The sequence below is a fragment of the Serratia sp. HRI genome, assembly GCF_010119335.3.
Classification (GTDB): Bacteria; Pseudomonadota; Gammaproteobacteria; order Enterobacterales; family Enterobacteriaceae; genus Serratia; species Serratia nevei.
In genome coordinates this window covers 4381009-4402090 of the sequence record NZ_CP083690.1, presented here as the reverse complement: position 1 = coordinate 4402090, position 21082 = coordinate 4381009, and the positions used below count along the sequence as shown (strand labels likewise).

The window sequence follows — 21082 nt, the reverse complement described above, 5'->3', positions numbered from 1 at the left end:
ATTAAAGAAATATCATAATTATTAATGATGTCAATAGTTAAAACCTATCAAATTATATTTAAATATCTTTTACAGGCAAGGGTCTATTAAGCTCTTCAACAGTTATTTGCTTCAAATGAGAATTATAAAGCCATATCTTGAACTGCTCTAAATATCTGTTATTTAATGCTATCAAAGCTTCGTTTTCAGTTTCGAGCCTTTTTATTCTCTGACAAGCGATTTCTAAATTGGCAGGTTTAATAGAACATGTTTTTTTAATACCAAGCTTGAGAATCTTCTTTTTTGAATTAAAACAATCCGAAACCTTGACATGACTACTTAAAGATTGTCTTGAAGGTCTCTTACCAATGATCTTTACTAACTTGTCGCATAAAGCATCCCAGGTTAGCTTCTCATCTTTATTCCAGTTATTTATAACATTTGTTATGCTTTTTTCATCATAACCAGTAATATGTTTAGCCATTCACTCTCCTTTTATAATTTTATTTTGAAACTCATACCATTTTTCAGCATTGACATTCCCATCATTTTTATCATCATAAGTTTTTTCAATAATTTTATTATGAATTACCAATAGTCGATCATCATCCTTTCCAGAGTCTTGTATTGGATAATAACCACATATGTCAAAAGCATATGAGTGCTTGCAGTAACCATGCTTAGTAACGAGCACAGCTCCATCATTCAATGAATCGAAATCAGTTATATCCATGATAGCTATTTCTTTTTTTCTATGCCTATTACTTGCCTCGATTGTCGTTTTTTCTCTTATGAGCTTAGTCATTTGTAAGTGTGATCGGTGATCATAGGAAACATTTTGTGAGCCCAACTTTCTTCCAGACCATCGAGCGATGCTGAACTCATCCATGCCATTAATTTGAGAAAAAGTATTCAGCAGATGCCTTATTTGATGAGTTCTAATAGAATATGGAATACCATCCTCATTGATATATCCGTGTCTTTTGAACAGGTTTGTTGTGCCTTTAATACTTGCAAAAGCATTAATATCCATTCTAAAAAACTCAGCCGTGGGTTTGAAAAAAGATGTAAAATCTTTTCTTGTCTTCTGACACAGTTGCCTGTCAAATAAAAGACATAAAGCATTTGAATATTTAATTCTTTTTTCTTCATCATACCAAGGAAAATTCTGAGGCTTTGTGGTAACGAGTGCAAATTTGGATGGATCAGTGCCTTGGCCTTCCATTGTCCTTGAGGCAAACCTTGCATTGCTGGACAGTTTTTTTAATCGGGCTATCGCCTTTTGAGCTATAGGGGCCATTACTGTAGGAATCCATTTGATATCCCCAGCATAACCCTTTGCTGAAAAAAATCTTAAACCATATCGTTCAATGCCTTTGTCATCTTTTTCAGTAATCTCACAATCCGCTGGAAGACTTAAAATTTCTGAAATTCTTCCTGGAGCACACATGAGTAGTGCAAGAACAGAAGTAGTAAAAATGTCCCTTGTAGACAATTGGCTTTCATCTTTTGAGAAAATCTCAGCAATAGCTATTACGGATTTTATGTCTGGTAGTTTTGAGTGTCCTTCGAGTGAAGGCTCATAACCTTTCCAGCTCTGAGTTATTTTATGCCTCAACGGATTTACCCAGAAAAAGTATGATGATGTCGTCATTCTATTTTCAGTTAAGAATAAACATAGTTTCTCAAGTTCTTTACCAATTCCAACTGCTAGTACTTTTGAATATTTGGCAGATGCTATCCTTGCACATTCATCAAATATGTTATTATTACACTTAATAACATTAGCTTCACCGTATGATTTCAATAAAACAAACTCTATGATTTTCAACATTGACAAAGTATTCTGGTTTGACTTTGACTTGCTAAACGAGTGAATATGAAACATATAAGCTTTAGCAAAATCAATGAAACTACCATCTAATCTATCTTTGCTATTTCGATTATTATTCATGTCAAATTTATTGAATCTATAATATCTCTTCCATACATTACTTTCCCATGAAATCGCTAACTTCGAGTTGAAAATATTACTCTTACAAAATTCAATAAATTCATCAACATTTGAACTCGGATTATTAGCATTTGCTGGCTCGAATAAAATGATATTGGTCATTGGGAACTCCAGGGTCTAAAGTTTTTACAAGTGAAACGGCTTTGTTGAATAAATCGAACTTTTGCTGAGTTGAAGGATCAGATCACACATCTTCCCGACAACGCAGACCGTTCCGTGGCAAAGCAAAAGTTCAAAATCACCAACTGGCCCACCTACAATAAAGCCCTCATCAACCGTGGCTCCATAACTTTCTGGCTGGATGATGAAGCTATTCAGGCCTGGTATGAGTCGGCAACGCCTTCATCACGAGGCAGACCTCAGCGCTATTCTGACCTTGCCATCACGACTGTGCTGGTCATTAAACGCGTATTCAGGCTGACCCTGCGGGCTGCACAGGGTTTTATTGATTCCATTTTTACACTGATGAATGTTCCGTTGCGCTGCCCGGATTACACCAGTGTCAGCAAGCGCGCAAAGTCGGTTAATGTCAGTTTCAAAACGTTCACCCGGGGTGAAATCGCGCATCTGGTGATTGATTCCACCGGGCTGAAGGTCTTCGGTGAAGGCGAGTGGAAAGTCAAAAAGCATGGCCAGGAACGCCGCCGTATCTGGCGTAAGCTGCATCTGGCAGTTGACAGCAACACACATGAAATCATCTGTGCAGACCTGTCGCTGAACAATGTGACGGACTCAGAAGCCTTCCCGGGTCTTATCCGGCAGACTCACAGAAAAATCAGGGCAGCATCGGCAGACGGCGCTTACGACACCCGGCTCTGTCACGATGAACTGCGGCGTAAGAAAATCAGCGCGCTTATCCCTCCCCGAAAAGGTGCGGGTTACTGGCCCGGTGAATATGCAGACCGTAACCGTGCAGTGGCTAATCAGCGAATGACCGGGAGTAATGCGCGGTGGAAATGGACAACAGATTACAACCGTCGCTCGATAGCGGAAACGGCGATGTACCGGGTAAAACAGCTGTTCGGGGGTTCACTGACGCTGCGTGACTACGATGGTCAGGTTGCGGAGGCTATGGCCCTGGTACGAGCGCTGAACAAAATGACGAAAGCAGGTATGCCTGAAAGCGTGCGTATTGCCTGAAAACACAACCCGCTACGGGGGAGACTTACCCGAAATCTGATTTATTCAACAAAGCCAAGTGAAACATTCAATTTGGTCGTTTTTAATATTAAAAAAACCGAACGTTTTTAAAACATATTCAGTAAAGAGCTTCTTGTTTTTTGATTTTTCTTCTCCAAGAAATATCTTTGATAGCGGTTCAAAAAAAGGATTAAGCATCTTGTCTATATCATGAACATTGTCTGGACAATTTTTTACGTATATCCCTGATGAGTTTATAGATTTATGGTCTAATGCTTTCGCGATTACTTCAACTGATGCTCCTTCCTTTGCTAAACGAGTTCCCAGGGTATACCTGAATCGTCTTGCATTAAGTCGTATATGATCGTTATTACTTGATGACCTAATGTTGAATTTAGTAGTCAAATTACTTAGTTTGTTTGAGATAAAAGAATTCCTCATATGTAGAAAATCAGTTGCCATGATTGTATCTAAACTTTTATCGGAATGAATTGATAAAGATTTTTTAGTGTCCATAAATATAGGTAATTCATTTTTTATATGGTCCATACTCTGACTAACGCTATCTTCAATATGTTTTTGATTCATATTAACCAAGGTTGTTAGTTTCTCATAAAGGGAGTCATCGATACTTACCAAGCTGAACTCACTTCTAAAGTCCTTCCTTTGTTTTACTTTCGGTATTTTTAGAAAGCAATTTTCTCCCGTTCTGATGAGATCTTTTGCTTTTAACGAAGTTAACTGTAATGGCCTCCTTCCCGTTGTTGCTAATAGAATAATGTAGCAATAAATAAACAGAGGGATTTTATCTTCTTTCAACAAGTTGCTGATACTTTCAAGTATGATTTTCATCTCTTCTTCCGTTAATGGTCCACTATTCGGATCTCTTCGTTTAACGGCCTCCCCTGTTAAATTAGGTTTAATACTTATTTTTTCCAGCATCCTTAGAGCTGAGTTATCAACTCCTTCATAACCGAGTTTTTTCCATTTACTAAGGAAGTTCTTTATTGAATTTAGCATATAATTTTTCTCAGGGCCTAAGCTAACATTAAATTGATAAACCGCTTTGGAATTAATCATTTCAAAATCCATCAATCTTAGCCATTGACTAAAGATATGGTTTATATTCTTTATATAACCTGCACTATATTCAGACGAAAAATATGCCAAAGTATTAAGGTAACCAACACGCATCGACTCTGGCATTTTATCGGCAACTTTATATGGGTAAACACAATTATTTATATCTAATTGCCATTTACTATCAGAGATTCTGAAGCTATACCCCGTCATCATTGAAAATAATCTATTATCTTTTTTTAATACATTTGCTTTCATTTCATACCTCCTTAGTTATTTTTCTTAAAGAGTCATAAACCTTTTCAATAACTTCTTTTTCTTTTATTGATATATGTTTGAAATTATAATTTTCTGACATCCTTGAATCTTTTGACCATCCCATGAGATAGCACCTTAACCCTGATTTTCGGCTAATGTCTAAATTCGAATCATCAATTTCATTTGAATAAAAATAGTTCCAGGAATGCCTCAGTTTATGACCTGATAAATTTTTTAATACCGGGCTTGATTTTTTAATAGTCGAAATTATCTTTTCATATGCGGAAACAGATAAAGGCTCCCCTATTGTTTTACATGAACTGTGTGTAACAAACAGGAAGTCATGCGTCTTCTTTTTGGTGTATTTATTTCTATAGTTATTTATGTAATCCAAAACCTCCATTGCTAACTCGTCCGACAATGGAATTTCCCTTTCACCAGTTTTGACTAAAGGTTGATTCAGCCTTCGATCTTCAATGCAATCGTGTCTTCTGAAAATATTGAGTGTGTAATTTCTAGGAGAGAAATCATTAACTTTTAAATTTAATAGCTCTCCTGCTCTTAAACCACAATTCAACAGTAAGGTAAAAATGAGTCTGTTTCTCACCTGAACCTCCTTCTGGAAAGGATTTTGGCTTCCTTCCACTTCCAACAGCTTAAATAAAGTTTTTATTTGTTCTTCACTTAGAGATTTATCTTTTCTGTCATTCACGCCAAGTGATTTATTTAGCGGAAGATGGGCTTTAATACTTTCTATGAAACCCTCGACTTCATATTTAGCATGAATTCCCTTAATAGAATGAAGTAATCCGCACAGCCAATTAAGATAGCTCGAAAAAACATGAATCCTATAACTGAAAGTTCTTTTAGCAACCTGTTCCATTTTTATCAATCTTACATTCGTAATCTTTTGCTTATCGAATCTCTGCCTTGCATACCTTATCAAATCATCTACTTCAGCTACATTTAAGAACCCCTTGGTTTCAATCCTATCAATGATATTTATGTTCCTGCTTTTTAGGAAATTGCTTAGTATAAGTAGGTTTGTTGCGACTATTTCTAGCGTTGATGCTGTCGCACTTCTGTTCCTAACATTTGTTGTGAGATAAAGGTTTTGATAGTAAACTGGTAATTGTGTCTCCTTATCGAGAATCAAACACCCTCTTTCACCATTACTCATCACAAATTTTTTAATTTTATATGACATAAATAATTATCAACCCTCCGAAAACTTTACATTTAGTAATCACTACGGCTTATCTTTATTTTATCAATTTAAATTTTGCAAATTTTTTTGTCATATTTGGCTTTTTTTATAGTCAATTTAATTATTTAAAAAAATTTCTTTCACGTGAAAGAAACAGGTACGGCTAGCATGTTGTATCCATACCCGATATTAAGAAACCACCTTTAAATGCCTATGGCGTAAGCCCTGCATGAAAAAACGTAAAGAATTACGTTAAATATAGGTTTTGTTAAGATATAAACTTTACAAATATGAGAATTAATCTTCATAAATATGAAGGCTGTAATTTTATTTCAGGAGACATGCTTTCTTGAATTTTCGATAGTTAATTGAATCCACTCTTCCACTTCACTTTCAATGAAAGCAACTGCACGAGATCCAATTTTCACTGGTGATGGGAAACATCCTTTGCTGATTAGATGATAGATCCAGGCTTTACCATAACCGGTTCGATTGAGAACTTCAGGGAGGCGAATAAGACGGGTGTTGTGCTGATTCATAGTCGTTTCCTCTTCTTTCGTTTTGATGGAAACGACTATACGAATGAATCAGCGGGAAAGAGACAGAAGCTGGGAACGCCAGAGCTAATGGAGGTTGGCCTTAGTCAGAATCAGCGATTTTCATCACGTCTGAAACTCTGATGTTTTTGAGATGGCTGTTTTTGTTGATGAACAGATGAAACTGTCGGATGAAAGGTATACTGGCTGCTTTTATCGCCAGTGGTCTGTCTGTGTCCCGAATTTGGTGATTAAGTCGGGTCTGTTCTTCATCATCATCGTCGGTGTAAAGGAGGCGTGAAAGTCGATCTTCTGATATGCGAACCTTATGCAAGGTTGACCATACAAGGATGTCGATCATGGGTATCAATCTGTAGTTGATGAGTTTCTTAATCGTTCCATAACCGAAGCGGATAGCGTCCGTTGTATCTGCCTCGATACCTCTGACTTTACGCCATTGAGGTAGCGCTGCTTTGAGTGATTCAGCTATTTCCTCATCAGTTCCATTCGCAAGGTCAATTTCGACCATGACCGTATCCCTGAACAACTTGGGGAGAGCTTCTGATACAGGGCTATCGAGGAATTCACGGTTAACCGAATACTCATCACTCCCATCCCAAAAGAACAGTGAATTTCGCAGACCGTTGATGCTCAACTGTGCCAGTCGTTCGGTGGTTGTGAGAAAGAAGTGCGGTGGCTGGTAAAGGGTATCCTCTCTTGTGAGATAGCCGAGATGCTTTTCTGTGATGAGAAACGGTTTTCCAGTGAAGATCCTGTCGATGTAAAGCCTGACCGCTTCTGCTTCAAATTCCTCATGATACGGCTTAAAGAACAGTGTTCTTGCCAGTAGCTCATGGTAAAGCTGTATGAGCGGAAGCTCTTCAAACTTGCGATAGCTATCAACATCCAGCCACTTCTTCACATCTCTCGTATGCTCAACTGACCAGTTTTTCATAAACCCCATTACGTTAACCTTTTAACTAATATTTAATCAATTAATGTGGGCGGAATGATTACTAAATTCACTTTATACTTGATAAAATATTATGTTTATAAATTTATATGGCACCTTATTAGGATTTTGTTTTTTGATTTGACTCTTTTTATTAGCTTGAAAGCCAACACTCATGTCAAATCTTGTCAATTCAACATGAGGTTTATTTATTTTAAAAACTCCGTTGGTTTTTTGGATATAGTAAAGATATCTATAAAACTACTATCATTACAAATTGTATCATCCGTTTTGTCCTTATATTTAATTACTAAGGATTCATTCCCCCACTTCGTCATCAGCTTTATAAAATTCTCATATGCATTTGGGTCCCTGGCAATAGAATATCTGATTAAAAAGAATGCTCTTTTTTCTATACGGCAAACTGCGCCGCTGAAACATTCTTTCATCATTTTATCGTCAAGATCTCCTTTTAATATTCCAACTGCTGCAAATTCATAAAAATTAAGGAGATATGACAACCCCTTAATACCCTCGACATAAGAGAAATATTCTGATGCATATAACGGATTTTGAAATGACGGCTTTGGTTGATCCTTAATTTTAAACACCCTATCTGACCAATCTGGATGTACTGTAATATTCATTCCAAAGGCTTTAACTAGATCGTCGTTCTTTCTCATATATAAATCACTAAATCTCTGATTCATAATCAAATTTAGTGTATGACTTTTACGTTGCGATGATCTATTTATAGTTGATTGGGTCCACCAACCAGCACAAATAAATAATGAACTCACCAATAGTGAAAGCGTTGTCTGATACTCCATAGATATCTTTGACATTAAATAGTAATATATGGAAAGTGTTAAAAACATCGCTGTAGATATCACAACTAAAGATTTTTTTATCTCTTCATACTTTATGGATAACACTAAATAAAAACTAAAACTGAATAATAATATCAGCGATATATACAACCAATCTCTGCGGTTGAGTGATCTAATATTAAATGGTTTTGTTTGACAGAAAAATAGCACTCCGATTAAAAAAATAATGCTAAAGATAACTAATATATATATTACGTTTTGCAATGAAAATTTATTATCATTTTTCATTAGGTAGCCTTAAAAAAAAGAGCAGTTTAAACTGCTCTTTAATTAAAAAATACTCTTTTATTCAAAATAAGCGTTTTCTGTGATATTTTTTAATAGATTATGTAGCATAAATCCTCCTTTGTATTGATCAGCTAATGAAGTATCCACTTACTTATTTTATACGATCTTTTAATAAAAAGCAATATAGATATTTATTACCTTTATTTTCTCCTCCAATCATTATATCTTCTTCACAAAGCTAATATAATGAGCCTAATGTTAAATGATAAATTTGGTTTCTGCTGAAAACCCTAAATATGTTGAGGCTTATGGCTTTCACTTTAAACACTCCTGATTTGGCTTGAATCCTTGCCATCAGATCATCGTAGAGCGGTATGAGAGTCAGCTCTTCCCGCGATACGTATCAATATCCAGCCATGTCTTAACATTCTTCGTATGCTCAACTGACCAATTTTTCATCATCCAGCCCGCCCCTTGAATCCATGTGGTGGCTTTAGCTTACTGCAACCCTTAAGTCAGGTGAAATTTTAGAGTAGCAGTGTTTTTCCTCCATCTAAGATGACTTTACCTTTTAGGCATACGCTTAGGCATACACTGATACAGTTCAATAAAAAAATCAATTATAATCAATATATTATATTGCTTTATTTAATCCTCTCATGCCGACCAAATTTAAGAAAACCTGCTGTTACAGCAGGTTTTTTTTCGTCTGCACACTGAGAGGATGAGAATCTCCGAAGGAGGTTTGAGCCGAGCGCAGTGAGACCACGTTGCTTTAGCAACGGCCCGCAGGGCAAGCATCGAAGATGCGCATAATCCTCTCATGCCGACCAAATTTAAGAAAACCTGCTGTTACAGCAGGTTTTTTTTCGTCTGCCGTTTACGCGGAAAGTTTGACGATCGCCGCTGGAATGCCCTGGCGCACCGCCGCACCGGTTACCCAATCCAGCCAGGTGTTCGGCACTTCGCGCGTCGGATCGGCAAAGCCCAAATCGTTAAGGTTGATGCCGGCGGCGATGCGCTCATCCATCGCCAGCGGTTCGCCGTCCAGATAGTGCCGGCTGGCCCCCATCTCCCGGTGGCCGTAGCCGTGTTCCACCGCGATCACACCGGGCATCACCCCCGCCAACAAACTGATCTGCGCCTCCCGGCTGCCGCCCGGTGTACTGATGCTCACCCAGTCACCGTGTTGAATGCCGAAACGCACCCCGTCCGCCGGGTTCAGGGCCACCAGGTTCACCGGCTTCACGTCGTGCAGGCGCCGGATCACCGCGGTGGAGCTGCTCATCACATTGGATTTGAAGGACATCAGCCGCAGCGGCCACTGCCGCTCAGGGTAGAGCTCTTCCACCGCGCGGCCGTCCGACAAACGCGCCGGGTAACAGGTGGGACAGCCGCTGAAACGCTCGCCGGTGATCGCATGGCGATGCTTCGCCACTTCCGCATTCCAGATCTGCAGCGGCTTCTCCCAACGATTGCCCACGCTACCGTCGCGGCGGCCGCTGTCATGATCGGCGAAGCGGCCGCCGCGGCTGTAGATAAACGCCACGCGGTCGATTTCATCGGCGCGCAGCGTCTGCGCAAGCTGCGGCAACAAGCGATCGACGCCGCACAGCGCCAGCTCTTCCGCCCTCGCGGCCGGCACCGCCGCCTTGCCGGCAAACGCCACGTTGGCGGCGGCGCGCAGATAGTAATCCTCGGCGCGGTTGAGCGGCAGCAGCCCGCCCTGGCCGTCGCCGATCGCGCGATCGCCGAACCCCGGCAGCGCCAGGCGTTTGGCGACGGCGATGCAAAACGCCTCCATGGAAATCGGCTGCCCTTGCGCCGTTTTCGCGGTCGCCGGCGTCACTATCGGCCAGCGCGCGGTAGTGGCCTTGCTGGCGACGCCGCCCCAAGGGGCGCTGAATCCCCAGCTCTCAAAGTTATGGGTATCCGGGATGATATAGTCGGCCAGCGCCGTCGTTTCGTTGATAAACGCATCGATGGCGATAAACAGCGGCAAACGCGCCGGATCTTTCAATCCTTCCTCCGCCACGCCGCGCAACCCGGCGATACCGTACAAGGGGTTGGTCATGTTCGAGATCCAGGCCTTCAGCCCGTACGGATACCCCGCCAGCGCCGACGTCAGCAGCTCGGTCAACTGCCCGGCGACGAACGGATACCAGGGCGCCCTGGCCGGCCAGGGTGAAACGCCCGCCGCCACTTTTTCGCGGTATTCGTCGGAGGTTTCATAGGCGGCCTTGCTGCGCGCGATATTCAGCCCTTTCGGTTTTACCAGGCCGGGAAAATCGACCAGGTTATAGCGCGGCCCCTCGGCGAAGCCGTTGAATTTACCGCCGCCGACGAACACTCCACCCTCCAGGCTAAGGTTACCGACCAACACATTGAGCATCATCACCGACCAGGTATTGTAAAACCCGTTTGCCGCCATCATCCCGCCATGGGCGACCACCGCCGCCTTGCGCCCATGGGCGGTAAAGACCTCGGCCAGCGCCGCGATGCGTGCCACCGGCACGCCGCATTCCCGGCTGTACGCCTCCGGCGACAGTTTATCGGCGGCCTCTTTCAGACACTGGAAACCACTTTTCACCGCCACCTGCGCGCCGTCGTGCAGCGTCACCGTGCGGGTTACCCACAGCTCGGCGCGGTCGCACGCCTCGGCCGGCACCAGTTCCCCCGCGCCGTTGACGACCACCGGCGACGCTGACTCGGCGCCGTTCAGATGGGCCAGCGTCAGATGCTGCCCCGCCAGCGGGTGCTCGCTCTCGGCGATCACCAGATGCGTGGCGTTGGTCCAGCTCTTCTCGCCGGCACGCTGCATGGCGGCCTCCGACGGGATGGCGAGATAGCCGGCCTGATAACGCCGGTTGTCGAGGATCCAACGGATCATCGCCATCGCCAGCGCCGAGTCGGTGCCCGGCAGCACCGGGATCCAATGGCCATGATCGTCCGCCAGCGTGGTGGTCAGCGGCAGCGCCGGCGCCACTACCGCGTAGCGGAACTCGCTGCGTAATCTGGCGCTGGCCAGCTGCCGGGCCTGCCGCTTGAACGGGTTGCCGGACTGCGCCGGCGAGGTGCCCATAAACAGCGCGAATTCGATCTGTTCCCAGTCCGGTTTCACGTGCGGGTTCTTGTCCAGATCGTTCATCAATGCACCGGAGCCGGCACGGTAGGCCAGCCCACAGTAAGCGCCGTGCGCGCTGAAGTTTTTGCTGCCGAAACTGTTCTGGGCGAAGCGCCGCAGGAAGCTGTCACGCCCGTCGTCACCAGCATTGGTCACCAGCAGCTGGTTGGCTTTCGGCCCCAGCCCCGGGCGCCGAACGTCGATCGGTGTTTCCAGATCGCGGATCGCTCGCAGACCGTCCACATGCCCCTCGCCGAACAGATCGCCCCCCTCCACCACTTCAGCGATAAGCTGCTCAAAGCTGATGCGCTGCCACTTGCCCTCGCCGCGCTTGCCGACGCGCTTCATCGGCTCCAGCACGCGCAGCGGGCTGTAAAGCCCCTCCAGCAGCGTGGCGCCGCGCGCGCAGGCGGTGGAACGGGCGTCGAGGCCGCTTTCGCCGCCCAGCTGCGCCAACGCGTCCTGCAGCGGCAACGCCGAATCGACGTGCCGTTCCTGAGACAGCGGATGATAAGGGTTGCCGGCAATGCGCAATACCCGATCGGTCTGCCTGTCCACCCGTACCCGCACGCCGCATTGCGTCCAGCAGCCGAAACACTGGGTCATCGAGATGGCCTGCTGCGGATTGCCTTGCCATTCCGGCACTGCCCGCCCTTCGGGCTGCAGCGAGTTGCCGTTGATGCGATCCAACGTCACCCGCCCTGAGGTGCCATGAATCAAGCCGTCGATCGCCCGTTTGGCGACCTCACGATAGCTCAGGCCAAAAGCGGACAGCCCGCCGAAGGCCAGGCCCACTTTCAACCACTGACGCCGGGTGAGTTTAGCCATGTTGTTTTCTCCGCAATAAAAACGCCTGTGCTTCACGCACCATGATCATTAACGCCAGCCACAGCCCGAAAGTGCCGACGATCGCCAGCAAACCGTCGGTACCAAGCGGCAGGCTATAGGGGGAATAAGACGCGTTGTATTTCGGCACGGTTTGCACTTCGATCAACAGCGTCCAGCGCATCAGCCAGCTCAGCCCCAGTGCGCCGGCCACCAACAGCGGCGCGCCGCCGCGCGGCAAACGTCGATAGGCAGCCCAGGCGGCGCACGCCAGCGCCAGCCCCCACAGTGCGATCCATCCCGCGGCATACTGGCGCGCCGTCGCCTGCGTCTGCAGCCAGTGGCGTACCGCCGCGCCGGATAGCGTATCGCCGCACACCCACAGCAGGATCGCCCCGCCGAGCAGCAACAGCGTCAGCAGTGTCCCGCGCGCCAGCAGCGCCTGCAGGCCGGGCCGTTTGCGCATCGCCAACAGCAACAGGGCCAAGACCGCCTGCAGCGCGCTGAGGAACATCACGATCGGAAATCCGTAGCTGAACCAGATGGGGCGGGCGCGCACGACGGAAACCTCACGCCCGGTGTACAACAGCAGGCCGATAGCCACCAGCGCGCAGGCGGGCGCGATCCCACGCAGCAGCGCAACCGGTCTGCCCGTCAGCCGCGTAAATTCGATCGCGAGAAACCACAGGCCAAGCAGCAAGGTAAACAGCGGCAAGAACAGCGCGCCCCACGGCATCCACGACCAGGGCGTCGGGTAAGCGTAGAAATGCCAAAAGCGGGCGGTTTGATGCAGATCGGCGGTTAACGCCAGCGGCGCGGTGATGGCGCACGTCAGCCCGATAAACAGCGCCATGCGCTCCAGATGCGCGGCGTTATCTCCACCGCGCCAGCGCCACACGCAGGCCAGCAACGCGGCACAGGCGGCGATGCCGATAAAGAAGAAATATTGCACGGCCCACGGCAGCCAGCTCACCGCCTGCGGTTGGCTCAGTACTTCTGCGATCATCAGTTGGCGGCTCATCGTCCCTCCCCCCATAAGGCGACCTGCGCCCGCCCCGGCAGCGGCGTGACGAAGGCGTCATCCAACCCCAGATAAAAGACGTGGGGCGCGGTTTGGTTCTCCGGCTTGAGGACTTTGATCTCGGCCTCATGGCGCCGCAGCAGCTTGCTCAGCCTGCTGTGCGGATCGCGCATATCGCCGATGATCCGCGCCCCGCCCACGCACGACTCCACGCACGCCGGCAGCAATCCCGCTTCCAGCCGGTGCACGCAGAAGGTGCATTTGTCCGCCGTTTGGGTGGCGTGATTGATAAAACGGGCATCGTACGGACAGGCCTGCACGCAATAGGCGCACCCCACGCAGCGTTTGTTGTCGACCACCACGATCCCGTCCTCGCGCTGGAAGGTGGCCTGGACCGGGCATACCGGCACGCAGGGCGGGTTGTCGCAGTGGTTGCACAGCCTGGGCAGCAGCACGTTGGTCGCTACTTCTTCCCCTTCGAGGCTGACCTGGTACTGGTTTACCGTGGTGCGAAACTCCCCGTGCGGCGTCTGGTTTTCAATGGCGCAGCTCACGGTACAGGCCTGGCACCCGATACAGCGCCGCAGGTCGATCAGCATCGCATAGCGTCGGCGAACATCCCCCTCGCGCCGCGTCGGCGCCCACGTTAACCCGGCTTCCGCCATGGGGATCAGCGAAGCCCCCGCCGTCAACACGCCCAGCCGCTGCAAAAACTGCCGTTTACCGAAATCCATGCGCCTCTCCCACACCCTGGGCATCACCCCGATCACGCTATTGATGCCCGTTAGATGAATAAACAATGTCGATGATTTACAGTGTAAAAATGGCATTGGGCTCAGCTCTATTGTGGTTAACCACATACCGAACCTAACGTTGATCTAAAACAAGTGACGGCAGGCAGATTGCCCATCAGGAGGGGCCGTGAGGGTCGTGTTATTACTGCTGCTCAGTCTCGGCTGGGGGATGGCGGCACAGGCGGGCGAGTGGTCGGTCGGCGTGCTGGCGATGCGCGGCGATGCGGCGACCGCGCGTGACTGGCAGCCGCTGATCGACAGGCTCAACGGCAGCGTCGGCGGTGAACACTTCCGCCTGCGGCCGCTCGATCTGGCGCAGATGCGCGAGGCGGTCAATCGGGGCAGTGTGCAGTTCGTGGTCACCAATCCGGCGCAGTTTGTGCAGCTGAACAGCCACTATCATCTGCGCTGGCTGGCGTCGTTGCGCGCCGCCAACGGCGACCGGGCAACGGGCAACATCATCGGCAGCGTGATTCTGGTGCGGCGCGACAGCGGCATTACGACGCCGCAGGCGCTGATGGGCAAAACGGTGGGCGCCATCGATCCGCAGGCCTTCGGCGGCTATCTGACCGGTTATAAGGCGCTCAGCGACGCCGGCATACGGCCCGAGCGCGATTTTCACCTGCGCTTTACCGGTTTCCCTGCCGACGCCCTGCTCTATCTGTTGCGCGAACGCGCCATTCAGGCCGCCATCGTCCCGGTCTGCCTGCTGGAGAAAATGGATCAGGAAGGCCTGATCAATCCGGCGGATTTTCGCCCGCTGTTGCAACAGGCCGCGTCGGTTCCCTGCGTTACCAGCACGCCACTTTACCCCAACTGGTCGTTCGCCGCCCTGCCCGGCCTGGATAACTCACTGGTGGATGCGGTGGCAAGGGCCTTGCTGACCGCACCGCCGCAGTCGCCCTTCCTGTGGGGCGCACCGGCCTCGACCAGCGAGGTGGAAGCGCTGCTGCGCGCCGTCAATCAACACCCGGAACAGCGGCGGCTGTGGCTGGATATCAAGAGCTGGCTGATCCAGCATCAGACGGCCGTCGGCCTGTCGCTGGCGGTGCTGGCGCTGTTGATCGTCAACCATATCTGGATCGCGCTGCTGGTACGCCGGCGCGGGCGACAGCTGCTCCATGCCGGAGAGCAACTGCGGCGACAGGAGCAGGCACTGGAGAACGCCAGGCAGCTGAACGTGCTGGGGGAAATGGCCTCCGGCTTCGCACACGAGCTCAATCAACCGCTGGCGGCTATTCGCCACTATGCGCAAGGATGCCTGATCCAACTGCGCAAAACGGACGCCGGGCATCCGTTGCTGGGGCCGCTGGAAAATATCGACCGACAGGCGCAGCGCGGCGGCGAGACGATTCATAACCTGCGCCAGTGGGCACAGCCCACCGCAGAGGCGATAGACCAAACGCGCTGGCAGCCCGCTGCGGTAAGCGAAACCACCGAGCGGGTGTGGGCGCTGCTGCGCCTGACGCAGCGCTACCCCGACCTGACGCTGTTCAACAACGTGGCGCCTTCGCTGACGCTAACCCTGCCGCCGGCGCTGCTGGAACAACTGCTGGCGAACCTGCTGCTGAATGCGGCGCAGGCCGGGGCCAATGCCGTCTGGCTTTCCGCCGCCCAGAGCGAACGGACGATCGAATTGCATCTGCAGGACAACGCGGGCGGCATGACAACGCCCGGGCTGGAACAGGCTTTTCGCCCCTTCAACACCACCAAAGCCGGCGGCATGGGGCTGGGGCTAGCCATTTGCCGGCGCCTGGCCCGCTATGGCGGCGGCGAAATCCGCCTGGCTAACCGCCCCGCCCCCGACAGCCGCAATGGGCTGTGCGTAACGCTGCATTTCATATTGAACCATGAGGAAAACCATGTCGCTAATTCATCTGCTGGACGATGACGTCGCCGTCACCGACGCCTGCCATTTTTTGCTGACCAGCCTCGGCCACGACGTGCAGTGCTGGAATGACAGCATCGACTTTTTGGCGCAGGCCGACCTGTTTCAGACCGGGATCGTCTTGCTGGACATGAGGATGCCGAAACTCGATGGGCACCAGGCCTATGCTGAGCTGCGCCGCCTCGGCAGCACGCTGGCGGTGGTGTTCCTGTCCGGCCATGGCGACGTGCCGATGGCGGTGGAGCAGATGAAGTACGGCGCGGTGGACTTCCTGCAAAAACCGATCGCCGCTGAACCGCTGATCGCCGCCCTCGAACGCGCGCACCGGGTTTCGTCCGCAGCCTGGCAACGCCATGAAACCCTCGGCCGCTACCGCACGCTCACGCCGAAAGAACGCGACATCGCGCAGCTGGTAGGGCGAGGCATGATGAATCGGGAAATGGCGGAGCGGCTGAATATCGCCCTGCGCACCGTGGAGGTTCACCGGGCGAAAGTGATGGAGAAAATGCAGGCCGCCAGCCTGGCGGAATTGGTGATTCAGCTGCAGGCTCTGCCGCTCACGCCCCGGGAGTGAACGCATCAAGCCCTCATCAAGTTAACGTCCCGTATTCCTCTTCCCATGATTGACACAGCGCGATCCAGGCAATATATTCATTAGAAACATTAATGGATTACGGTAAAGTCATCTTTTCTCAATCAACAGGCCATCAGCATTCTTCGCAAAACCCAGCGTAGCGCTTTCGCCTTCAGGAACCCGTGAGGGAAAGGAGAGGCGTTGCCTTGAATAAAGAGAAACGATGGCCATGCGACATGGCTCGAGCATCATTGCGCCACTATCTGGCCGCTTGGTTGACGTTTTAAATAAGTATGGATTATGAATAACAGAAGAACACGGACTAAATAAGGAATAAAAATGCAAGGAAATCTCAAGCTCTATGGCCTTTTTGTTGGCCTGACGGTGACCATTATGATCACCTGCGACACGTTGGTTTATAAGGTCTTTGATATCTATGGTTTTAAAATAACGGCCAGCGGCATTGTATTCTCCCTGTGTTTCTTGATCTCCACATTGCTTACTGAGGTTTACGGCTATAAATTGTCGGTCAGAGCAATATGGATCATGGTCTTCTGTCAAAGCCTATATGTCATAATACTTAATCTCTCAGCCGCTATTCAGCCAGAAAACAACGATATCGCCACACACTATTATTCTTTGTACCACGAATTCTGGCGAGTCATGATCGGCACCTGGGTGTCCGTTCCGGTCGCTTATTTCGTCAATGGCTTCATTATTTCAAAGATGAAGATTATCTTCTCCGGCAAATACTTCTTTATCCGATATATTGTGGGCTCCATGTCTACACAGGCCGCCCTGTTGCTGACAGCCTATCCGATCAGTCTTTCAGGAAAATATACCTTCATGGAGTTGGTTAACATCATAAGTACAACCTGGTCTTATAAAGTTGTCGTCTCCATTGTCTTGCTGCCGCTCGCCATCGCCTTAGTCGAGTGGGTGAAGAAGATAGAAAACACCGATCACTATGATTGGGGCACCTCATACAATCCATTTAAGTAATATCAACAGGGTCTCGCATGAAAGTAATTCAGATTAGCGACATACATATTATGCCTAATGAAAGCGCGCTGGCTTCGAAGCATCTTGCTAATTTCGACAGGGCCATTGACTTCATTAACGCCAATGCCGATAAAATCAATGCCGATTTAATCATTGTGACGGGTGACATCTCTCATGATGGCGATATCCCCTCTTATGAGCGCTTCTTTAAGATAATGAACCGCACTTCCTTACCTTTCTATTTTTTCCCAGGCAACCACGACAACAAAAAGAACCTGGACGATGTAGCCCGTAAACAGGGCGGCAGCTATGATATAAACTCGTTTGAAGATGACGAATGGCGCCTGCTCAGCATCGACTCGGTGGTTGATAACGAAGATTTCGGCAGGATCTCGACGCAATCGCTCGACATGCTTGAAAAAGCCATCGTCGCAAGTGGCAATAAAAAGGTCGCCGTCTTCTTGCATCATCACCCTATTCCTGTAGGCACCCCGATTGTTGATAGCTGTATGTTAAACAATGCTGAGGAGCTTTTGAGCCTCTGCCAACGATTAAACGTTAAGTTTATCGGCTCAGGCCATGCGCATACGTTATTCCAAAGAAAGCTGGGGGAAACCTTAATCTCTGTTTCCCCGGCAATTTGTTCGCAATGGAAAAACGGCACAAGCGATGTCAGCAGCATAGACAACTCGGCTTTCAGCGTAATTACGTTCGATGAGCATATTCACGTCGAACCCTGGTTTATTTAATCAACGTCAGTATTGTTTTTTTAGACTTGTCGCTTTTCTTTGCATTTTTCAAAGAGGCAGAGAGTGCTCTGCCTTCTTTTACCCCGGCATAAAAGGCTATTTTCGTCGCATCCAAGGACTCGGTTTTGTCGACAAGATCGCGATCCTTTAGGAAATCCGCCCCTGATATTGATATCGAGTCAACGTCGTTTTTCAACGTCCACATACAGTTTCTTTTTTCTTCATGAATCGACAGTTTGGCCGAGGCGATTTTTATTTTAGACTCAGTCTCGGCGATAAAAGCGATGTCTTTCGGGTTAACGTGCCTGAGAAAATCGCCCTCGATGAGTTGCCCCCAGTTTTTTTTCACGAAAGTATGGGTGCCAAACTCTTTGAAAAGCCAATATCCATCCGCCGTTCGGATCACGCTGCGATCTAACGTATAGAGGTAACTGGGAGAGTATATTTTTCTTAGCCTTCTCATTATGTTAAATAAACCCATTTATTTCAGCCTCTTTATCGTTTTCACCAGAACACCGACGATCGCATAATCGCTATAGGACTTCACGCTGCTATCTGAATCTAATGAGATATTTGTAAACAACAAGTCGTCGTCAGAAACAAAAACTCGCCTTAAGCATATTGGGTAATTTTTCAGCTTAACAAGGACGATGTCACCATCACAAAATGGCTCCTTGAGGGAGATCACACAATACGTTCCACGGTCTAATTCAGGCGACAGTGAATTATTCGTTATCTCTGCCACAAACAGCGAATCGTCCGTCATGTCATCGACTTCCGTCGTATAGGTATCTGCCGTTCTGACCCTGTTGGCCAGAAAACGCTCTACATCGCTGTAGCTAATGAGCGGCAGCGATCTCACATTGTGTTTGGCCTCCCCTGTGACGCTTAAATCCTTGTCAGTCAGCTCCCCTACTTTTACGCTGAAAAATTCACCAATGGACGCAAGCGTGGCGATCGTGGGATTCCCCACCCCTTTCCTCAGATTATTGATGGTGGCAATACCTATCCCTGTTTCGCTGCTCAACCGACTGGCGTCAATCCCGTGCATGCGCATGAGGTAAGTGAGGTTTTCGCCTATCATTTTCAATGACATACCATTTTCTTCTGATATTTTAATGTTGTTTGGTTGCATTATAATGTTTTAAACCTATACTTTAGCTTCGTTAAAGTGAATTAAAAACATTAAACCACTTACAAGGTGGCCATGACAATGATCCTGAGCGAGCGACGGACGAAAAACACAGAAAAATTATTGTAATAAAATGATCTTATTGCAAATCATCTTTCTTGATGAACGTGACTGGTTTTTATTGAAATGATTCAGTTTACTTATAAAAAGCTATCTAAGCAGGCTAACTCATATCCCGTTCATCAAGCTTAAGAGGCGATTTACAACGCCCGGGATATCTTCATCGCATTCACGCCATAGCTGCCGCGGGAGGAACTAAAATACTGATCATTAACCTCGCAGCAATTTAGTGCAAGAAAGCCCACCTGGAGAGCAAACCGCATCCCGGTTTAATTTTAAACGAAATGAGATGAGTGCCTTATTCAGCGCTCATAGAGCGACTAGTGCCCAACACTCGGGATTTTTTCTCCGTCAGAACGCGAAGACGCTGCGTCAGCGCCCGTAGCGCCGAGTTCCGGCGCATACCTGCGTTGAGCAACATTATGCCAAGAACGGCGACCAGAAAGGTGGCGCCGGGCCTCCAACACCAGGGAGCCCCGGCCCGACGCCACCGCCTTACGTACTGATTTTTAAGGGAGAAAAATGCAGACTGCGGGAATGATCACGCCCTTTGAAGATTCACGCGCGAAGTGAGCAGGGAAAATGCAGGCCACTGACCAGACGTAAGAAAATGATGCAGTGGGCAGGCTTGGCCGCCCGCTGCGCAAGCAAGAATGAACGCCTCATACAAAATTGCGCCTCCCTCTTGCCAACCCGCCTTCCTCAGGCCAGAATACTGTACATTAAATCAGTATTTACAGGTGAGTCATGTTTGTAGAATTAGTGTACGACAAGCGCAACGTCGCTGGGCTACCCAACGCCGCCGAGATCATTCGCAACGAGCTGGAAAAACGCGTGCATGCGCTGTTTCCTGAAGCCGAAGTGCGCGTAAAACCGATGCAGGCCAACGGCCTGAACTCCGACGCCAGCAAAAGCGATCGTGAGAAGCTGAACCGAATGTTGGAAGAGATGTTCGAAGAAGCGGATCAGTGGCTGGTCACGGATATTTGACGGGCAGTAACGCTATTGACTCCCACTCAGCGGGAGTTTGCCGGGCGGAACGGGCCGCGTGTTTGCCCGAGCCTCTCGGTGATAATGCCGGCGCCGATGCAATAGGCGGCCAAAAACCTACTGCACCGGCATTTTACCTGGCATCCACTTTATTTATGAAACCGCGTTGGTTTCCGATGACACGTCATCGTTTGATACCAGCGCGTCCGGCGGCAACACGTCCACCTCTTCACGCGCCGGCATGGCGAGGCGCAGATCGATCCAGCGCCCTTCCGGGATATCCATCGGTTCACCAGCTACAATCGCAGCAGTGTCAATGTCAAAGCGGCGCTTACTGACCTTCACATAGATAGTGCCATCCTTGCCGGTGTTAGCTGAGACAAAGCACAGGCGATTGCCGTTCACGTCCTGCGGCACTTCGATGTTCCAGCCCTCTTCCGCAAAACCTAACGCGCCGGTGACTTTGTAAACGCCAACTGAAACACGTTCAGCTGATACCCCCTCAGCTTCACCGTTAACAGCCGCATAGCCTGACAGCGTAAATCCATCCAGGTAGTCATCAGCCATCTTTTCCGGCGC

19 protein-coding genes and 1 other RNA gene are annotated in these 21082 nt (G+C 48.6%); 7 read left to right on the top strand and 13 right to left on the bottom strand.

Annotated elements, in window-relative coordinates:
* Positions 1-58: 58 nt before the first annotated feature.
* Complete coding sequence (locus tag GF111_RS21080) at positions 59-463, bottom strand: hypothetical protein (protein WP_047730223.1); 405 nt, start codon at positions 461-463, stop codon at positions 59-61.
* Entirely contained in the window at positions 464-2095 is a 1632-nt protein-coding gene (locus GF111_RS21075) for a DNA-binding protein (protein ID WP_047730222.1), read from the bottom strand.
* A 69-nt stretch (positions 2096-2164) separates the two neighbouring features.
* On the opposite strand from GF111_RS21075, the gene GF111_RS21070 reads away from it, so the two are divergent.
* Positions 2165-3133 (top strand): IS5-like element IS903B family transposase, encoded by a 969-nt coding sequence (locus tag GF111_RS21070; RefSeq protein WP_000654805.1) that lies wholly within the window; start codon positions 2165-2167, stop codon positions 3131-3133.
* A gap of 45 nt (positions 3134-3178) precedes the next feature.
* Here the strand turns inward: GF111_RS21070 and GF111_RS21065 are convergent, their stop codons facing one another.
* The 5 genes from GF111_RS21065 to GF111_RS21045 form a co-directional block, all read right to left on the bottom strand.
* Complete coding sequence (locus GF111_RS21065; protein ID WP_047730221.1) at positions 3179-4471, bottom strand: site-specific integrase; 1293 nt, start codon at positions 4469-4471, stop codon at positions 3179-3181.
* Between the two features lies 1 nt (position 4472).
* The gene (locus tag GF111_RS21060; RefSeq protein ID WP_071845379.1) at positions 4473-5678 is read right to left on the bottom strand and encodes a site-specific integrase; all 1206 of its coding nucleotides are present in this window, start codon (positions 5676-5678) and stop codon (positions 4473-4475) included.
* 332 nt (positions 5679-6010) lie between these two features.
* A complete protein-coding gene (locus tag GF111_RS21055) occupies positions 6011-6217 on the bottom strand; it encodes an AlpA family transcriptional regulator (protein ID WP_047730220.1) in 207 nt (68 codons plus the stop codon).
* A 100-nt stretch (positions 6218-6317) separates the two neighbouring features.
* Positions 6318-7169 (bottom strand): DUF6387 family protein, encoded by an 852-nt coding sequence (locus GF111_RS21050; protein WP_047730878.1) that lies wholly within the window; start codon positions 7167-7169, stop codon positions 6318-6320.
* 206 nt (positions 7170-7375) lie between these two features.
* Entirely contained in the window at positions 7376-8284 is a 909-nt protein-coding gene (locus GF111_RS21045) for a DUF4760 domain-containing protein (protein ID WP_071845378.1), read from the bottom strand.
* 703 nt (positions 8285-8987) lie between these two features.
* Here GF111_RS21045 and GF111_RS21040 point away from each other — a divergent pair.
* A non-coding RNA gene (locus tag GF111_RS21040) (RtT sRNA) lies at positions 8988-9117 on the top strand.
* Positions 9118-9164: 47 nt separating this feature from the next.
* Here GF111_RS21040 and ttrA read toward each other — a convergent pair.
* The 3 genes from ttrA to ttrB are packed head-to-tail and all read right to left on the bottom strand — an operon-like array spanning position 9165 to position 13988.
* Positions 9165-12236, bottom strand: coding sequence for a tetrathionate reductase subunit TtrA (gene ttrA / locus GF111_RS21035; RefSeq protein ID WP_147190409.1), 3072 nt, complete (start codon positions 12234-12236; stop codon positions 9165-9167).
* A complete protein-coding gene (ttrC, locus tag GF111_RS21030) occupies positions 12229-13254 on the bottom strand; it encodes a tetrathionate reductase subunit TtrC (protein WP_048234475.1) in 1026 nt (341 codons plus the stop codon). The genes ttrA and ttrC overlap by 8 nt, the downstream gene beginning before the upstream one ends.
* A complete protein-coding gene (gene ttrB, locus GF111_RS21025) occupies positions 13251-13988 on the bottom strand; it encodes a tetrathionate reductase subunit TtrB (protein ID WP_047730216.1) in 738 nt (245 codons plus the stop codon). Before ttrB ends, ttrC begins: the two co-directional genes overlap by 4 nt.
* Positions 13989-14217: 229 nt before the next feature.
* On the opposite strand from ttrB, the gene ttrS reads away from it, so the two are divergent.
* From ttrS to GF111_RS21005, 4 genes are all read left to right on the top strand, one after another.
* The gene (ttrS, locus tag GF111_RS21020) at positions 14218-15939 is read left to right on the top strand and encodes a tetrathionate respiration histidine kinase TtrS (protein ID WP_224217861.1); all 1722 of its coding nucleotides are present in this window, start codon (positions 14218-14220) and stop codon (positions 15937-15939) included.
* Complete coding sequence (ttrR, locus tag GF111_RS21015) at positions 15911-16510, top strand: tetrathionate respiration response regulator TtrR (protein ID WP_061872552.1); 600 nt, start codon at positions 15911-15913, stop codon at positions 16508-16510. The genes ttrS and ttrR overlap by 29 nt, the downstream gene beginning before the upstream one ends.
* Positions 16511-16849: 339 nt before the next feature.
* On the top strand, positions 16850-17512 hold the full coding sequence (locus GF111_RS21010) for a VUT family protein (RefSeq protein WP_038876336.1): 663 nt from the start codon (positions 16850-16852) through the stop codon (positions 17510-17512).
* 17 nt (positions 17513-17529) lie between these two features.
* Positions 17530-18261, top strand: a complete 732-nt coding sequence (locus tag GF111_RS21005; protein WP_038876338.1) for a metallophosphoesterase — start codon at positions 17530-17532, stop codon at positions 18259-18261.
* Here GF111_RS21005 and GF111_RS21000 read toward each other — a convergent pair.
* Both GF111_RS21000 and GF111_RS20995 read right to left on the bottom strand, forming a co-directional pair.
* Positions 18254-18742: a hypothetical protein gene (locus GF111_RS21000; RefSeq protein WP_038876340.1), complete on the bottom strand. Its 489-nt coding sequence runs from the start codon at positions 18740-18742 to the stop codon at positions 18254-18256. The two genes, GF111_RS21005 and GF111_RS21000, sit on opposite strands and share 8 nt — an antisense overlap.
* Positions 18743-19396 carry a helix-turn-helix domain-containing protein gene (locus GF111_RS20995; protein WP_038876342.1) on the bottom strand — a complete coding sequence of 218 codons (654 nt, stop codon included), beginning with the start codon at positions 19394-19396 and terminating at the stop codon, positions 18743-18745.
* Positions 19397-20260: 864 nt separating this feature from the next.
* On the opposite strand from GF111_RS20995, the gene GF111_RS20990 reads away from it, so the two are divergent.
* Complete coding sequence (locus GF111_RS20990) at positions 20261-20503, top strand: DinI family protein (RefSeq protein WP_047730213.1); 243 nt, start codon at positions 20261-20263, stop codon at positions 20501-20503.
* Positions 20504-20656: 153 nt separating this feature from the next.
* Here the strand turns inward: GF111_RS20990 and GF111_RS20985 are convergent, their stop codons facing one another.
* The gene (locus tag GF111_RS20985; protein WP_224217756.1) at positions 20657-21070 is read right to left on the bottom strand and encodes a hypothetical protein; all 414 of its coding nucleotides are present in this window, start codon (positions 21068-21070) and stop codon (positions 20657-20659) included.
* Positions 21071-21082 lie beyond the last annotated feature (12 nt).

Excerpts from the sequence above, each read along its gene's own strand:
- GF111_RS21080 (WP_047730223.1), bottom strand. The coding sequence starts at position 463 with ATGGCTAAACATATTACTGGTTATGATGAAAAAAGCATAACAAATGTT.
- ttrR (WP_061872552.1), top strand. The coding sequence starts at position 15,911 with ATGTCGCTAATTCATCTGCTGGACGATGACGTCGCCGTCACCGACGCC.
- GF111_RS21075 (WP_047730222.1), bottom strand. The coding sequence starts at position 2,095 with ATGACCAATATCATTTTATTCGAGCCAGCAAATGCTAATAATCCGAGT.
- GF111_RS21060 (WP_071845379.1), bottom strand. The coding sequence starts at position 5,678 with ATGTCATATAAAATTAAAAAATTTGTGATGAGTAATGGTGAAAGAGGG.
- ttrS (WP_224217861.1), top strand. The coding sequence starts at position 14,218 with ATGGCGGCACAGGCGGGCGAGTGGTCGGTCGGCGTGCTGGCGATGCGC.
- GF111_RS20995 (WP_038876342.1), bottom strand. The coding sequence starts at position 19,396 with ATGCAACCAAACAACATTAAAATATCAGAAGAAAATGGTATGTCATTG.
- ttrC (WP_048234475.1), bottom strand. The coding sequence starts at position 13,254 with ATGAGCCGCCAACTGATGATCGCAGAAGTACTGAGCCAACCGCAGGCG.
- GF111_RS21050 (WP_047730878.1), bottom strand. The coding sequence starts at position 7,169 with ATGAAAAACTGGTCAGTTGAGCATACGAGAGATGTGAAGAAGTGGCTG.
- GF111_RS21005 (WP_038876338.1), top strand. The coding sequence starts at position 17,530 with ATGAAAGTAATTCAGATTAGCGACATACATATTATGCCTAATGAAAGC.
- ttrA (WP_147190409.1), bottom strand. The coding sequence starts at position 12,236 with ATGGCTAAACTCACCCGGCGTCAGTGGTTGAAAGTGGGCCTGGCCTTC.
- GF111_RS21065 (WP_047730221.1), bottom strand. The coding sequence starts at position 4,471 with ATGAAAGCAAATGTATTAAAAAAAGATAATAGATTATTTTCAATGATG.
- ttrB (WP_047730216.1), bottom strand. The coding sequence starts at position 13,988 with ATGGATTTCGGTAAACGGCAGTTTTTGCAGCGGCTGGGCGTGTTGACG.
- GF111_RS21045 (WP_071845378.1), bottom strand. The coding sequence starts at position 8,284 with ATGAAAAATGATAATAAATTTTCATTGCAAAACGTAATATATATATTA.
- GF111_RS20985 (WP_224217756.1), bottom strand. The coding sequence starts at position 21,070 with ATGGCTGATGACTACCTGGATGGATTTACGCTGTCAGGCTATGCGGCT.
- GF111_RS20990 (WP_047730213.1), top strand. The coding sequence starts at position 20,261 with ATGTTTGTAGAATTAGTGTACGACAAGCGCAACGTCGCTGGGCTACCC.
- GF111_RS21000 (WP_038876340.1), bottom strand. The coding sequence starts at position 18,742 with ATGGGTTTATTTAACATAATGAGAAGGCTAAGAAAAATATACTCTCCC.
- GF111_RS21010 (WP_038876336.1), top strand. The coding sequence starts at position 16,850 with ATGCAAGGAAATCTCAAGCTCTATGGCCTTTTTGTTGGCCTGACGGTG.
- GF111_RS21055 (WP_047730220.1), bottom strand. The coding sequence starts at position 6,217 with ATGAATCAGCACAACACCCGTCTTATTCGCCTCCCTGAAGTTCTCAAT.